The 15,577-nt window shown below is 43.0% G+C and carries 14 protein-coding genes and 1 pseudogene; 6 read left to right on the top strand and 9 right to left on the bottom strand.

What is annotated here, in order from left to right:
* Nucleotides 1-269 precede the first annotated feature (269 nt).
* The 9 genes and pseudogenes from rplI to BAE46_RS15125 all read right to left on the bottom strand — a co-directional run.
* Nucleotides 270-722, bottom strand: a complete 453-nt coding sequence (gene rplI, locus BAE46_RS07380; RefSeq protein ID WP_006005456.1) for a 50S ribosomal protein L9 — start codon at nucleotides 720-722, stop codon at nucleotides 270-272.
* A 26-nt stretch (nucleotides 723-748) separates the two neighbouring features.
* On the bottom strand, nucleotides 749-976 hold the full coding sequence (gene rpsR, locus BAE46_RS07375) for a 30S ribosomal protein S18 (RefSeq protein WP_006005458.1): 228 nt from the start codon (nucleotides 974-976) through the stop codon (nucleotides 749-751).
* Nucleotides 976-1,407, bottom strand: a complete 432-nt coding sequence (gene rpsF / locus BAE46_RS07370; RefSeq protein ID WP_006005460.1) for a 30S ribosomal protein S6 — start codon at nucleotides 1,405-1,407, stop codon at nucleotides 976-978. The genes rpsR and rpsF overlap by 1 nt, the downstream gene beginning before the upstream one ends.
* A gap of 152 nt (nucleotides 1,408-1,559) precedes the next feature.
* Entirely contained in the window at nucleotides 1,560-2,036 is a 477-nt protein-coding gene (locus BAE46_RS07365; protein WP_006005462.1) for an NfeD family protein, read from the bottom strand.
* 1 nt (nucleotide 2,037) lies between these two features.
* On the bottom strand, nucleotides 2,038-2,982 hold the full coding sequence (locus BAE46_RS07360; RefSeq protein ID WP_070112200.1) for an SPFH domain-containing protein: 945 nt from the start codon (nucleotides 2,980-2,982) through the stop codon (nucleotides 2,038-2,040).
* A 223-nt stretch (nucleotides 2,983-3,205) separates the two neighbouring features.
* Nucleotides 3,206-3,700 carry a hypothetical protein gene (locus tag BAE46_RS07355; protein WP_070112198.1) on the bottom strand — a complete coding sequence of 165 codons (495 nt, stop codon included), beginning with the start codon at nucleotides 3,698-3,700 and terminating at the stop codon, nucleotides 3,206-3,208.
* A gap of 89 nt (nucleotides 3,701-3,789) precedes the next feature.
* Complete coding sequence (gene tmpT / locus BAE46_RS07350) at nucleotides 3,790-4,461, bottom strand: thiopurine S-methyltransferase (RefSeq protein ID WP_006005467.1); 672 nt, start codon at nucleotides 4,459-4,461, stop codon at nucleotides 3,790-3,792.
* A 111-nt stretch (nucleotides 4,462-4,572) separates the two neighbouring features.
* Nucleotides 4,573-5,022 carry a TetR family transcriptional regulator C-terminal domain-containing protein gene (locus tag BAE46_RS07345; protein WP_342341483.1) on the bottom strand — a complete coding sequence of 150 codons (450 nt, stop codon included), beginning with the start codon at nucleotides 5,020-5,022 and terminating at the stop codon, nucleotides 4,573-4,575.
* A gap of 12 nt (nucleotides 5,023-5,034) precedes the next feature.
* Nucleotides 5,035-5,232, bottom strand: a pseudogene (locus BAE46_RS15125) (TetR/AcrR family transcriptional regulator); the annotation flags it as partial.
* A 190-nt stretch (nucleotides 5,233-5,422) separates the two neighbouring features.
* On the opposite strand from BAE46_RS15125, the gene BAE46_RS07340 reads away from it, so the two are divergent.
* The 6 genes from BAE46_RS07340 (at nucleotide 5,423) to BAE46_RS07315 (ending at nucleotide 15,336) form a co-directional block, all read left to right on the top strand.
* Nucleotides 5,423-7,087 (top strand): xanthine dehydrogenase small subunit, encoded by a 1,665-nt coding sequence (locus tag BAE46_RS07340; protein WP_070112196.1) that lies wholly within the window; start codon nucleotides 5,423-5,425, stop codon nucleotides 7,085-7,087.
* Nucleotides 7,080-9,422, top strand: coding sequence for a xanthine dehydrogenase molybdopterin binding subunit (gene xdhB / locus BAE46_RS07335; RefSeq protein ID WP_070112194.1), 2,343 nt, complete (start codon nucleotides 7,080-7,082; stop codon nucleotides 9,420-9,422). The genes BAE46_RS07340 and xdhB overlap by 8 nt, the downstream gene beginning before the upstream one ends.
* On the top strand, nucleotides 9,422-10,348 hold the full coding sequence (gene xdhC / locus BAE46_RS07330; protein ID WP_070112192.1) for a xanthine dehydrogenase accessory protein XdhC: 927 nt from the start codon (nucleotides 9,422-9,424) through the stop codon (nucleotides 10,346-10,348). Before xdhB ends, xdhC begins: the two co-directional genes overlap by 1 nt.
* The gene (gene guaD / locus BAE46_RS07325) at nucleotides 10,348-11,649 is read left to right on the top strand and encodes a guanine deaminase (RefSeq protein ID WP_070112190.1); all 1,302 of its coding nucleotides are present in this window, start codon (nucleotides 10,348-10,350) and stop codon (nucleotides 11,647-11,649) included. The genes xdhC and guaD overlap by 1 nt, the downstream gene beginning before the upstream one ends.
* Before the next feature lie 334 nt (nucleotides 11,650-11,983).
* Complete coding sequence (locus BAE46_RS07320; protein WP_070112188.1) at nucleotides 11,984-12,391, top strand: (deoxy)nucleoside triphosphate pyrophosphohydrolase; 408 nt, start codon at nucleotides 11,984-11,986, stop codon at nucleotides 12,389-12,391.
* 2 nt (nucleotides 12,392-12,393) lie between these two features.
* Nucleotides 12,394-15,336 carry a DUF3427 domain-containing protein gene (locus tag BAE46_RS07315; protein ID WP_070112186.1) on the top strand — a complete coding sequence of 981 codons (2,943 nt, stop codon included), beginning with the start codon at nucleotides 12,394-12,396 and terminating at the stop codon, nucleotides 15,334-15,336.
* Nucleotides 15,337-15,577: the final 241 nt, after the last annotated feature.

Below are 15,577 nucleotides of genomic sequence, written 5' to 3'. Positions count from 1 at the left end.
ACTATACATGTGCCAACAAGAGGACGTGTAAAGCTAAGAGTAGGCAAAGTGTTATTTACTAACACTGCTGTACTTGCAGTTGGCCCTTACCGTCGTTAACAAAAGTCTAAGTTCATAAAGGCCGTTAACATCGGCCTCGAATGTTGGTGCGCTTTCGTTGGGCTCGCTAATGGATACATTGCTTCCTACTGGGATGCCAAAAATTGGCAAAAAAAACACGCTAGTTGTTGCCAATAAGCGTGTTTTAGTAAGTTCAAAATAATCTTACATTAAGCTTCTGCAATAATGACTAACTTTACATTAGCCATTACTTCAGAATGCACTTGAATGTCGATGTTAAACTCACCTAATTCACGTAAAGTACCTTCAGGTAACTTAACTTCTGCTTTAGCGACTTCAATGCCAGCGTCGGTAATTGCCTGAGCAATGTCGCGAGTACCAACAGAACCGAAAAGCTTACCTTCATCGCCAGCTGGAGCAGCAATTGTTAAGTTTTCCAATGCATTTAATTTGTCTGCGCGTGCTTGTGCTTTAGCTAATTTCTCTGCGTTTGCAGATTCTAGCTCAGCACGACGTGTTTCAAATTTCTCTACGTTAGCTGTAGTTGCTGGCACTGCTTTTCCCTGTGGGAATAAGAAGTTACGAGCATAACCTGACTTTACTGTGACCTTGTCACCTAAACCACCTAAGTTGGCGATTTTGTCTAGTAGAATGATATTCATTTGCTACCTCTTTAAATGGCCAATAATTACTTGTGTGAATCAGTGTAAGGAAGCAAAGATAAAAAGCGCGCACGCTTAATAGCTGTTGACAACTGACGCTGGTACTTCGCACTAGTTCCGGTAATACGGCTAGGTACAATCTTGCCGCTCTCAGTGATGTAGTTTTTCAACAAAGCAATATCTTTATAATCAATCTGGACTATGCCTTCTGCAGAAAAACGACAGAATTTACGACGTCTAAAAAATCTCGCCATTATTCCTCTCCCTTCTCATTAGTTGCGCCCGCTTCTGGAGCAGCTTCAGTTGATGCGGCTGGCTGAGCCGGTGCTTCGCTGCGAGCTGGTCTTTCTTTACGTTCGTCGCGACGCTCTTCTTTCGCCATTGGTGACTGTTCAGAATCCGCACCTTTTGTGCGCATAACTAAGTTACGAAGAATGATGTCGTTGAAACGAAAAGCAGTTTCTAACTCTTCAACTGCTGCAGCCGTAGCTTCAACATTGATAAGTACATAGTGTGCTTTGTGAAGCTTTTCAATTGGATATGCCAATTGACGGCGACCCCAGTCTTCTAAACGGTGGATAGTGCCGCCGTCAGTTTGTAGAATACCTTTGTATTTTTCGATCATACCAGGTACCTGTTCACTCTGATCTGGGTGAACCATAAATACTATTTCGTAATGACGCATTACTGCTCCCTACGGTTGTAGCCTCGGATAGTGCAGCTAGCTATCATAAAGACAAGGAGTTTGGTTGGTAGCTGCAAGGGCGCGTATATTATAGAAATAGCGCAGCATTGACAAGTAAAACTTACCTTATAAAAATACTAGTAGAGGCTGCTTTAAACTTGTTTTTGCTTGGGCTTAACCCACAGCACTCCAACATCAGTTTGCGATACTTCTACAAGACTGCCTTTGGACACATCTACTTCACTTTGAAGTCGCCAATGTACACCTGAAAATTGATATAAAGGCTTATCATTAATAGCTGCTATTGCCACTATATCTTCAGGTAACACAAAGGTGTATCCGATAAGGTCACTGCTGGCACGTGTTTTATCCACCGTCTTCTGCATTCTCACCATTGGCTTCCAAAGCGACAGTGCAAAGATAAAGGTAAAAACTGCTATTGACGCAATACCGTATAAAAATGTATCGGGTATAATGCCTACCCACATCAGAATAGAGCTTACTATTGCGGCTAAGCCTGCAAAGAATAAAAAGAAGGTGCTAAACCCTAGCACTGCTACCTCGAAAATAAGCAATACCACACCAATAATAAAAATCGCTTGGATAAAATTGTTGGCAAACCACTCCATTTTACATTCCTTTATTTTTGCTTAAGGCATGAATAATACTTGTGGCCTGAGCAACCATAGCGGCCGCTTCGGTGCCGCCGTCGGGCAACAACACCACAGATGATTCTTTTGCAATAGCTTGCTTTGCTGCTATCGCTTTAGTGGCAAGATCTAATTGGATCGCTTTTTGTCCTGACTCCGTGTTAGCTTCTACCCCTATTTTATTAATCGCTTCTGCCTGTGCGTTAGCCACCGCTATAATTGCTTCAGCTTCACCCTGCGCGCGCAATATTTGCTCTGCTTTATCTCCTTCTGCGGCTAACACAACAGATGCTTTTTGGCCCTCTGCACGGTTAATAGCGGCCTGTCTGTCGCCTTCCGACTCAAGTATTTGCGCACGCTTGACCCGCTCAGCTTTCATTTGCGCTTCCATTGCTTCCATAATTGACGGCGGTGGAATAATGTCTTTTATTTCGTAGCGCATCACTTGTATTCCCCAAGGCACAGCAGCAGCATTAATTGCACTTACGATATTGATATTTAAGATATCTCTTTCTTCAAATGTTTTATCAAGCTCCATTTTACCTAACTCTGAACGCATAGTGGTTTGCGCCAACTGAGTAACAGCAAATATATAATCTTCAACACCATAAGTCGCTTTGTAGGGGTCAAGTACTCTGAAATACAAGACACCGTCGACCATGAGCGATATATTGTCACGAGTAATCGCACTTTGTTCGGGTATATTAACTGCCTGCTCTTTTAAAGAGCGATTGGCCGACACTTTGTCGATAAACGGCAATATAAAATTAAGACCAGCTTCTTTAGTTGACTGGAATTTACCAAAGCGTTCGACAATGAAAGCACGGTTTTGGGGGACAAACTTAATACTGTTTTTCAAAAAAACCAGCACTAAAATGATAATGGCAACTTCAACCGTTAGAATATAATCAAACAGTAGCTCCATAGGATACTTCCTTTTAAAAGAGTAGGTACAAATTGCTAAGTGAGGTATTACGAATAAGACCCCGGGGGCTTGCGCTTAGACTACTGCATGAGTGACATTAGTACAACGAAATTAAGAATTAGCGAGAGAGTTTCGCTTTGCAAGAAGATTAAAGATTGGTACTAAAAATCAAAACAAATAAAAGTCGATTTACGCTTTTCTATTGCTTAGCTTTGTAAGGGTTTTACTTTCCCAATGGCCACATTAGTTCAGTTTTGTTTAAGCGATATTGTCTAATAAACTCTATATATTCGCCCTTGCCTAGCGCACTAGCAAGTGTTTTGATGTGATTTTTAGCTTTCGCTGCTTTGGTTTGCCACAGGTCGAGCCTTATTTCAGCTTGTTCGGAGAAGTCGATAGAAGTAATACTATTGGCCCTTTCTTTTGCAACAAAAAAACTAATTGCCCAGCTCAATAATTTATTATGCACAGTGAGCAATTGTTTAGTTGAAACAGGTGATTCAAGTTCAACCTGACTCACTATTTTAGCAAAATCGTATTCACTTATACTTAAGGTGCTGTCTATAATAGCTTGATTGGCCGCAGAGCAATGTTTAAGTAACTGCAGGTGGGCTTGTTCTATACTGTCTTTGTCTAACTCGTCGTTGAGTAAGCTTACTTCTTCAAGCTCTTGCTTAATGATATCGAAGGCGATTAATTGACGGACGAGAGTGGACATATTTAACTTTGATTGAATAAACAGTCAAACATAATAGACCTTGTTGACTAGAAACGAAATAGACAGTTGGAATAAAGTTGAATTGTTTTTTAATTTTTATGAGAACACAGTAAATAAACACTTTCAAAAACCTCTGACTTTTCTCTAAATCCGCCTTCAACACGACCCGTATATAACTCTTGTATGTGCATAGTATGCCGATAGTGTGAATTTATTTCTTCGTGGCTAACACTGTGAGGAGGTCCTTGTATTAAGCCATCTTTATACTGATAACATACTAACAACTGTTTGGCGCTTTGCGTCAGATTTAAGAGGTGGGCGCAATACTGTCTTCTCATTTGAGCAGGCAAGGCAACTAAGGCGCCGCGGTCATACACTGCATCTATATCGCCTAACACCTTAGCGTGAAATGCAAAGAAATCACCTTGATAAATGTCGAGCGTAAGTCCATTTGAGAACGTGTTGTGAAAATACTGTAAACCAGTGTCTTTATTAAGGTTTGATGATGGTTTCGCAGCTAAATTGAGATCGCCAAACAGTTGTAACACCGCAGATTCGTTCAGTTCTATGCCCACCACGCTATAGCCCTTAGATAAAAGCCAAGCAATATCGCGGGTTTTGCCACATAAAGGCACAAACACGCGCGCACCATCTGCTAGTGTTAGTGCATCAATATGTGCTTTAAGTAAATGATTTCCGTCGGCCTCATGAAAGCCTATTTCATTTTGTTGCCATCTTCGGTGCCAGAAGTCTGCTTGCATTTTTTTGTCCCTGTTTGTTCATTAATTTTCTTTAGTAAAATAGGCTCTTGCGTTTATAAAAATCTCGAACCCTAGCAATGTTAGCATGAAGAACTAGCTAGACCGAATCGCTTAGCTAAGGTAGTGCTCAGGGACTATTAATCCACAGCCTTTCAGAATCAATTTAATCACCGTGTTTGTTGCATGTGTAAATTCTTGCTGTGACATGTGTGCCCCGTGCACATTTTCTATTTGATATGAAAAGTCAGCATAATATTGAGTACTTGCCCATATGTGATGCAATAAGTATTCAGGGTTAATATTGTCCATTTTACCCGCGGTCATCCAATCTTCTATAAGCGTAATGCGGTCTTGCACCCACAGCTTATGAGTGTGCTTAAAAGAGGTATCTAAATTTGGCCCACCGTTTATTATTTCAATCGCGAATACCTTTGAAGACAAGGGCATTGTGCGCGAGTTTTCCATTTTTTCAGCAATGTAATTAGCCAAAGCTTGGGCAGGGCAGTCGTTTACGGTAACCCTGTCAAAGCTCGAATCCCATATACTTAAAATAGAGCTCATTACCTCACTGTAAAGCAACTTTTTAGATCTAAAGTAATACAGCACATTAGTTTTTGATAAGTTTGCGCTATCTGCAATTTTTTGTATCGATGCGCCGCTATAGCCATGCTCCGCAAAAGCCTTTAATGCCGCAGAAATGATAAGCGTTCGCCGTTTAAGCCCTATCGATGTGGTGGGGTTTGACTTCTTTTTTGTTGTAATAGGAAACACTCCAAAACGTTTTAGCGATAGCTCGGCCCATAAGTGACTTATTGTTTACCCGAGAAGTGAGCACTACCCACGTCTTTTTAAATAGACTGCGATGCTATGGAGATTATAGAAAACTGACCAACCGGTCTACTTTTTATAAGATAATAGCGCTATACTAAAATTTGAGAATTCCTTGAGGCTCTTAAAGACAATGATACAGTTTCTCTTAAATGACCAAAAAGTAAGCATCGAAAATGAACGAGCAGATCTCACTTTACTTAACTATTTAAGAGAGAATCGCCGCCTAACAGGCACTAAAGAAGGTTGTGCTTCAGGTGACTGCGGGGCTTGTACCGTTGTCATTGCACAACCTACTTTAGTGCCTTTTGATGCCGCTGAAGCTCAAGGCATTGCCTGTTTGCAAGAAGCTGTTGGTTTCCAAAAAGCCTCTGGTTTGCAAGAAACGAATGTGGCTCGAACAACTGAATCCCAAATAGCTGAAGTCTCAGCAGACAAATCCGCAGCCTTGTCTTATAAGGCAATTAACAGCTGCGTTACTTTTTTGTCTGCGCTTCATGGAAAGCAAGTAATTACCGTTGAACATTTAAGACAAAACAACACCTTGCATCCAGTACAGCAGGCAATGGTAACGGCAAATGCAACGCAGTGCGGCTTTTGTACACCCGGGTTTGTTATGTCGATATTCGCTTTGTATCAGCAACAAGAAGCCGTAAATAGAGCAGGCGTGATCACCGCACTGTCGGGGAATTTATGCCGCTGTACTGGCTACAAGCCTATTATCGAAGCCACACTTGCGGTATGTCGGGAACAAAAACCTAGCCAAGATACAGCGCAGAGTAAGCGTATAATAGCGCAGCTAAACGAGATTCGAGATAACGACGCAGGCTTTACTAGCGCCACAATGAACATGAGCAAAAATGGTCAACACATTAATAAAGAAAACGACCAGCAAAATAATAATAGCGACGCGCCCGCTAGCGACAATTTATACCTACCCAAAACACGTCAGCAGTTAGCCGCATGCATCCAGCATTTTCCAAAGGCGATGCTGGTAGCCGGCAGTACCGATTTAGCACTGCTGCATACCCAAGAATTACAGCCCTTAGAAAAATTAATCAGCCTGTCCTACATGAGCACTCTACAAGAGATTTCAGTCAACAATAATACACTGAGTATAGGCGCCGCCTGTACGCTTAGCGATATGGAACCTGCTCTTTTAAAACACTTTCCTAGCCTTCATGAAATTATTGAGCGCTTCGCTAGTATCCCCATCAGAAATCAAGCAACACTGGGGGGCAACATCGCCGGTGCTTCTCCAATAGGCGATATGGCTCCAGTGCTTATATCTTTGCATGCTTCGGTGGTGGTAGACAATGGCATTAACACCCGCACGCTTCCTCTAAGAGGTTTTTTTACCGGTTACCGCACTACTCAACTGGCCAAAAATGAATGGATCCACAGCATTAATATTCCTTTATTGTCGGCTAACCAGCACCTAGTGGCCTATAAGATATCCAAACGCTTTGAAGACGATATTTCAGCTGTATGCATGGCCTTAAATCTTACGGTAGAAAACGGTAAAGTAACGCAACTAAGCACAGGGTTTGGTGGCGTAGCAGCCACACCGGCATTTTGTGAAAAGCTAGAAACAAGCTTAGTGGGTACAAGCTGGCATCATAAAAGCTGCGTAGACATAGGCCAAAACATATTAGCCAGCGCCTTTACGCCCTTAAGCGACGTACGCGCCAGCGCGCAGTATCGCAATAAGATGATGGTGAACTTGTGGCATCGCTTCTGGCTTGAAACCAATGCCCAAGACAATGCAATAGCAACACGGGTTATTCAACATGCGTAAATTAAAAGAAAAAATCCATCCAGATACCGCTGATAAGCCTACAGCAAAGATCGCTAATTTGCGTTCCAGTCCGCATGAAAGTGCGGTGCGCCAAGTCAGCGGAAGCGCGCGATACGTTGACGATATCCCCGAGCCCGCCAATCTAAAACACGCAGCGGTTGGCATCAGCGCCGTTGCCAGCGGCATTATCAAACACATAAACCTGGATGCAGTGTGGGCCAGCCCCGGCGTTATAGACGTCATTACGTCAAAAGACGTACCCGGCCATATCGACATAGGCCCAGTATTCAAAGGCGACCCGGTGTTAGCCGACGGCGAAATTAAGTTTCATGGGCAACCCATTTTTGCGGTATTAGGGCATAACGTAGAAGTAGCTAAGATAGCCGCTACGCTAGCTATTATCGAGATTGAAGAAACGCCTGCTATTTTAAGCGTGGCAGTTGCTAAAGCCGCGCAGTCTTTTGTGCGCCCTTCTCAGAAAATGTCGCAGGGAGATGCAGCCCAAGGCCTTAAAAACGCGCAACATACTGCAAAAGGCACATTAAGCATTGGCGGCCAAGAACACTTATATATAGAAGGTCAGGTGTCTATGGCAATACCTGAAGAAGAAGACCGCATGTTTATTTACTCTTCCAGCCAGCATCCTAGTGAAGTACAAAAACTGGTGGCAGAAGTACTCAACATCAAACTCAATAAAGTCGTTGTGGATATGCGCCGGATGGGCGGAGGCTTTGGCGGAAAAGAAACCCAAGCAGCTCAATGGGCCTGCATAGCCGCGCTTTTTGCTGCCCGCAAAGACTGCGCAGTAAAGCTTCGCCTTCCCCGCCGCCAAGACATGATAGTGACCGGTAAGCGCCATCCCTTTGAAAACAGTTTTGAAGTTGGTTTTGACGATAGCGGAAAAATTAGCGCCGCTAAAATAGAAGTTAATGGGAACTGCGGCCATTCGCCCGATTTGTCAGACGCCATAGTAGACAGAGCGATGTTTCACGTTGATAACACCTATTTTTTAGAGCATTGCCACATTGACGGGCATCGCCTAAAAACACATCAAGTGTCGCATACCGCTTACCGAGGTTTTGGGGGCCCCCAAGGCATGATAATGGCCGAAGCCATGATTGATAAAGTAGCAAGGGCCATCGGCAAAGATCCACTGAGCGTGCGCAAGCTTAATTTATACGGTGAACATAACGGACTAACAACCCCCTACGGCATGCAGATAGAGCATGACTTCAGCGCCGCTATTATCGAAACCTTAGAAAAGTCGAGCGATTATTGGTCTCGCAGGGCTGCTATAACTACCTTTAACAAAAATAGCCCTATCATCAAAAAAGGCCTAGCGCTAACGCCCGTAAAATTTGGCATCTCTTTTACCGCAAAACATTTGAATCAGGCGGGCGCACTGGTTCATGTATACACCGACGGCAGTATACAGGCGAATCATGGCGGCACAGAAATGGGCCAAGGTTTACACACTAAAGTGGGCCAAATCGTGGCTAATGAATTTGGCGTTAGCCTAAATGAGGTTGAAATTACCTCAACGCGCACTGACAAAGTGCCTAACACCTCGCCAACTGCCGCATCAAGCGGCACAGATCTAAACGGTAAAGCAGTGCAAAATGCGTGTATTATTATTAAACAGCGCTTGGCTGAATTTTATGCACAATTAGTGGGTTTACGGGATCAACAAGTCACATTTTCTAACAGTGCGGTGCACTGCGGCGAACATCAGCTTAGCTGGGAAAGCCTAATTCATCAGGCCTATTATGCGCGCGTGTCTTTATCCGCCAGCGGGTTTTATAAAACACCCAAACTAGACTACAACCGCGAAACAGGCAAAGGTCGCCCTTTCTTCTATTTCGCCTATGGCGCAGCAGCGACCGAGGTAAGCATAGACACGCTTACCGGAGAGCACAAAGTGGACCGCGTAGACATATTGCACGACGTTGGTAAAAGCCTAAACCGAGGCATCGATATTGGACAAATTGAAGGCGCGTTTATTCAAGGCATGGGCTGGTTAACCACCGAAGATTTAGTCTGGGATGAAGCAGGAAGGCTCATAAGCAATAACTTAGCCACCTATAAAATTCCTGCAATTGGTGATACGCCGGCTATTTTCAACGTTGATTTGTTTGACAGACCAAATGAAGAAGACAGTATTTACCACTCAAAAGCGGTGGGTGAGCCTCCGTTTATGCTAGCTATTTCAGTGTGGTGCGCAATGAAAGACGCACTGTCGAGCTTAACAAACTATACGCTTGACCCGCAGCTTGAAACGCCGGCAACCCCAGAGCGCGTAATGGATGCTATTGCTAGCCTTGAGGCACAGCAGTGATGCAGGCACCTGTTCACGTTAGAACATGGTATGAAGCCATTAATGTCTGCCAGCAGCAAGGGCTTGGCTATGTCATTATTACCGTTCTTTTAAGCGCCGGCTCTACCCCACGCGAAGCGGGTTGTAAAATGGTTGTAAGCGCCGGTGAACAGTTCGACACTATTGGCGGCGGCCATTTAGAGCACGAAGCGGTACAAACAGCCCGTGAATTACTGGCCAATAACAAGCAGGCTCAAAAAACAGTTTCTTATCCCTTGTCGAGTCGCTTAGGTCAATGCTGCGGCGGCGCGGTAAAAGTACTTTATGAGGTGCATGTAAATCATCATCAGCATATAGCCGTGTTTGGTGCAGGTCATGTCGCGCAATCGTTAGTGCCTATGCTAGCGCAGTTGCCCATGCAAATAAGCTGGGTAGACAGTCGTGAAAACTTCTTTAATGGCGAATCAAGCACAGTAGCCCAGTCGACCTTAGCGTTAACGAACGTTAAAGCCATCACGAATGATGACCCCACTGAGGAGTTAGCGAAGTTGCCTGACAACACGTGGGTAATAATTCTAACTCACAATCATCAGCTTGATTATGAGCTTGTTGAAACAGCATTAAAACTGCCTACCTTAGGTTTTGTAGGCATGATTGGTTCGCAAACTAAAGCAAAACGATTTATGATTAAATTGGCACATCGAGGCTTTAATGCCAAACAAATGAGCAAGTTTATAAGCCCTATTGGTGATTTGAACATTCCAGGTAAGCGCCCGCTTGAAGTGTCGGTGTCTATTTGTGCGCAGCTTATACGCTTGCTGCACGGCCCTTCTCAAAACGCTGTATTGCCAAGTCAACAAACTCAAGTAGATGCCTCTACTTACGATAAAACTGCATCTTCAACTGCAGCGCAAACATTGCCGCCACAAACCTTAAAGGGAAATTAGTGACACACTCATCTACTTTATATCGCGCTAGTATTCTTCATTTTAGCCAAACGACTCATAATTTTGGCGACCACGGCGATCAGGGCGATTACTTCGCAGACGGCGCATTAATTGTGCAAAACGCCCGCATAGTGGCCGTTGGTCACTTCAGTGAACTTGCTCCGGATTATGCAACATCGGTGCTAGTAGATTATCGAAATCGTTTAATAATTCCCGGCCTGATCGACAGCCATCTGCATTACCCGCAAACCGAAATGATCGCAAAATATGGTGAGCAGTTGCTGACTTGGCTTGAAAACTTTACCTTTCCCACCGAACAAAAATTCGAGTCATACACTTATTGCGAGCTTATGGCTAAGCACTTTGTGACACAGTTAATAAATAACGGCACCACCACTGCGTTTGCCTATTCCAGCGTTCATAAACATGCCGCAGACGCCCTATTTATTGAAGCCTCGAAGCACAACATGGCGATGATAAGCGGTAAGGTCTGTATGGACCGCCACTGCCCAGACGCGTTAAAAGACACGCCCGCGTCAGCTCAGCGCGACAGCGAAGACTTAATCAACAAGTGGCACGGTAAAGGACGTAATTTATACGCACTGACGCCGCGATTTGCGCCTACCAGCAGCCATGAGCAATTAAGCTTGTTAGGTGAACTAGCGCAGCAGTATCCTGATGTGTTTATTCAAACTCATTTGTCTGAAAACCAAAGTGAAATTGATTGGGTAAAAAGCCTCTTTCCTAAACAAAAGTCATACTTGGATGTTTACGATCATTATAATATGGTAAGGCCACGCGCCTTATTTGGCCACTGTTTACATTTAGAACAGCAAGACTGGCAACGCCTAGCTGAGGCTAAGGCAACAGCAGTATTTTGCCCTACTTCTAACTTGTTTTTAGGCAGCGGTTTGTTCAACCTCAAAGAAGCACAAGCAAATGATGTGTCTATTGCCTTGGCCACTGACGTAGGCGGCGGAACTAGCTTTAACATGCTGCGAACCTATGGTGAAGCTTATAAAATTGGGCAGTTACAAAACAATCCCTTAAGCGCTTTAGAAGGCTTATATTTGATGACTCAAGGACCAGCGCTAGCCTATTCGATGGCAGATGAAATTGGCAATTTGAACCCCGGCACTTTTGCTGATTTTGTGGTTTTAGACCCGCATTTCAATCAACTTGCAGAGTTACGCATGGCTAATTTTGAAAGTGGCGAAGATATTCTGTTCGCGTTGAGTTTTATAGGTGATGAGCGGGCGGTTGAGGCGACTTATATTGCAGGTAAGCAGTGTAAGGTCTGATTTGCTTATTATTTGAAGTTTCGACTTCAACTTTAAGACGTCTCGCGAGCATAGGTTTCTGTACCATCGCAGCAGAAACTGTTAGCGCTAATGAATTGCCCCATTGTTTACTTTCCGTTTCAAATTTTATGTGTAAGCACCGTTAAGTGCTAATGGCTTAAGCACACACAATGTATCTACTTGTTCAAGTGAAAACCCCTTTCGTCTACTTGCTTAATGTTCACAAAGCAACTAAAGACGTGCTTGTGATAAGAACAAGGCCTGCTTTTAAAAAGATCAGGCCCTAGACATTTTGCAAGCTAATGTTTATCCTGGCTAAAAAGGGTGATAAATCATGAAATCAGTTGAAGTTGTTGCGGCTATTATCCAACATCAAGAGCGCTTTCTTTGTGTGCAAAGGGGCCCTTCTGAGCTTGATTATATTTCAAAGAAATTTGAATTTCCTGGCGGTAAAATCGAGGCCGGTGAATCGCCCGAAGTGGCGCTTACGCGTGAGATAGCAGAAGAGCTTTCAGTAACGTTAGAGCATCTAGCCTTTTTCACTACGGTAGAGCATCAATACCCCGATTTTCACATTACCATGCACTGCTTTTTATGTTCAATTAGCAATCCTGATGAAATTGAACTCACAGAGCATATCGACCAAAAATGGTTGCTAAAAGATGCGTTAGCTAGTCTTGATTGGGCGGCAGCCGACATTCCTATTGTGTCGCAATTACAAAGCTTAGTTCAGGAAACTTAACCGTGCTGGACACTCATCAAGGATCACAAAATTTCCTTACTGTTAACAACAAGGGCGCAAACTTCTATAGTGAATTAGTAGAAGCTTTTGAAACCTGCATCTCGTTTAGAATTAACGTGGCTTTCGTGACCTTTAGTGGCATTCAAATTTTACTAGACACACTCAAAAATGCAGAGCTAAATGGCACTAAAGGTAAAGTCATTACCTCCACCTATTTAAATTTCACCGATCCTAAGTCGATGCGCAAGCTGAGAAATTTTAATAACATAGAGCTTCGAATATTTGTGGCCAAGCGCGAGCAAGGCTTTCATCCTAAAAGTTACATCTTTGAATACAGCGGCTATTACAAAGTATTTGTGGGCTCATCAAACCTTACTCAAGCGGCCTTAAAAAGTAATATTGAATGGAATGTAAAAACGATTTCTAAAAAGAATGCGTTTATTGATTCTGTGTACGCAGAGTTTGAAAAGGTATGGGCGCTGTCAGAACAGTCTACCGACGCCCTTATTGCAAAATACGAAGCCTTTATTAAGTCGTTTGCGCACGCCGTTTCTCATCCGACTTTATTTACCGCTAATAGCGAAATTGTCCCCAACTCGATGCAAGAAGAGGCTGTTTTTAAGCTCAGCCGTTTAAGACAGGCCCAACAAAGCAAGGCCTTAGTGATAGCCGCCACTGGCAGTGGCAAAACCTTTATGTCGGCATTTGACGTGAAGGCCGTTAAACCCAAAACGATGTTGTTTATAGTACACCGAGAAAGTATATTACTTGACGCGATGGAATCATTTGCCAAAGTACTTGAAGTAGAAAAGTCTTCATTTGGGCTATTAACCGGCAGCTCTTACAATATTACCGCACCATTTTTGTTTGCAACTAACTTGTCTATTGCCAATCACCTGCATAAGTTTTCGCCGAACCATTTTGACTATATTGTAATAGACGAAGCGCATCACATTACCGCTGGTAGCTATCAAAAAGTAGTACAACACTTCAAGGCTAAATTCACCTTGGGCATGACAGCCACACCTGAACGCGGCGATGCTAATTCAATTTATGAAAATTTTGACCATAATATTGCATTAGAAATACGCCTAAGACACGCTTTAGAAGAAAACCTTGTGGTGCCATTTCATTATTTTGGCATAACCGACGCCAGCGGCATCGACTACAACACAGTCAACCAGCTAAAAATTGAAGACATCGCAAGGCTGCTAAAAACTCACTATCGCGTTGAACATATTGTTGATAAAATTGATTTTTATGGCTATGAAGGTGACTCTTTAAAAGCAGTTGGCTTTTGCGCAAACATCGATCACGCCCACTACATGGCAGCGCAATTTAAGCAGCGAGGCTATGAGGCTATTTCGTTAACCGGCACTCATTCAGAAAGTGAACGTCAGCTTGCTATGCGGCAATTAGCAGATGACAGCCATCCATTGTGCATGATTTTCACCGTTGACATTTTTAACGAAGGCATAGATATTCCAGCCATTAACTTAGTGTTAATGCTGCGCCCTACCGCGTCGCCTGTGATCTTTTTGCAGCAGTTAGGGCGAGGGTTGCGTAAACATACAAACAAAACTTTCTTAACGGTTTTAGACTTTATCGGCAATCATAATCGTAGTTTTATGATTGCGATTGCCTTATATGGGCATACATCGTTTGACAAAGACAGCCTAAAGGTTGCTGTTAAACGCAACTTTATAGATTTACCCGGTTGTACTCATGTAAGTTTAGATGAAATTGCTAAAGAGCAGATTCTCGCGCAGCTTGAAAATGAGAGTTTCAGCTCACTAAGGTATTTAAAAGAACAATACTACGGCTTCAAAGCAGTGTGTAATACCAGCGCACATACTAATGAATTAAAATTGCCTATGCTCAATCATTATCTGATGATTGACGGCTCGCCCGAGCCATTAAAATTCGTCGCTTATGCGAATACTTACATTGAATTTTTGTCTAGAGTAGAGCCCGATAACGCTATTATTCAAGGCTTGCGCTTAGAGGGATGTTTTACATCAGTTTATCGCTTCATCTGCGACCATATGCCCGCTAAACGTGTGCCTGAACTTTATATTGTAAAATTACTTCTGTCGCAAGAAAAAGTCAGCATACAGCACGTCGTGCAGCTACTCGTTCAAAACGGCTACCGCTATAACGCAAGTAGTATTGTATTTGCCTTTAACTATTTAGCCGGTAACTATTTTGATAAAATTGATATCGCAAAATACGGCTCTTTAGGCAGCATCGCAGTGAAAGCGAAAAGTGGCTGGGAGGCATATTTTCAAGCGACTTTTGTTGAACTGCAAGAAGTACCTTTTAACGGCAAACACTATGAGTTTCCATCTTATTCACAGCTTGAATTTGCGCGCTCAAGCGCATTTAGCGAGGCCATAAACTCACCCGATAAGCGCCATTTTTTACATGACGCTGTAAATTACGCATTAGCCAGGCATGAACAAGAATTTAGCGACCAAATAAACGGTGATAACTTCCTAGGCCTTTATAAACAATACAATATGCGCGATGTTGCATTAGCATGCGAATATAGCAAAAAACACAGTGCGTTTAGAGGCGCGGGTGTCTTTAGCTACCGTCAGCATTATTTTTTGTTTATAGAGCTGCATAAAGATGAAGATGCAATTGCCTATCAAGACAAGTTGCTTAGCCCACAGCAGATGCAGTGGGACAGCCCAGAGTCGAGTCGTCCAGACAGAGGCCGCGGCGATGATATTATTAAGCATGTAGAAAAAGGACTTAAATTACACCTTTTCGTGCGCAAATTCAGAAAGATAGATGCAGTGGTACAGCCCTACATTTATATCGGCGAGGGCGTATACTTATCGCATATTTATAAATCCTCCCATAAACCGATAACGTTTCAGTTAAGCTTAGACAATGTGATACCTACGCAGATTTATGCCGAATTTGTTACTACAGGTTAAGCTTTGTATTAACCCATTCAAAAGTATGAGCTGCAAACAATGCTAAATAACTTGCAAAACATAGCGAGCAAAATTTTGCAAGAGCACATAAAAAACATATTTTAATGTCTTTATTTGTGTTGAATACGCTGACAAACTTGCAATATTCACATAATATGCATGAAAAATATTGGCAATAAATGTTCGCTATGGCTGGCATGAAAAAATCAGAAAAGCGCATCAAAGATCTTAATTAGCTTTT

Origin of the sequence: Glaciecola punicea (genome assembly GCF_001756615.1) — a bacterium.
Classification (GTDB): domain Bacteria; phylum Pseudomonadota; class Gammaproteobacteria; order Enterobacterales; family Alteromonadaceae; genus Glaciecola; species Glaciecola punicea.
The sequence above is the reverse complement of the archived record's forward strand: the minus strand, read 5'-3'. Positions and strand labels throughout refer to the sequence as shown.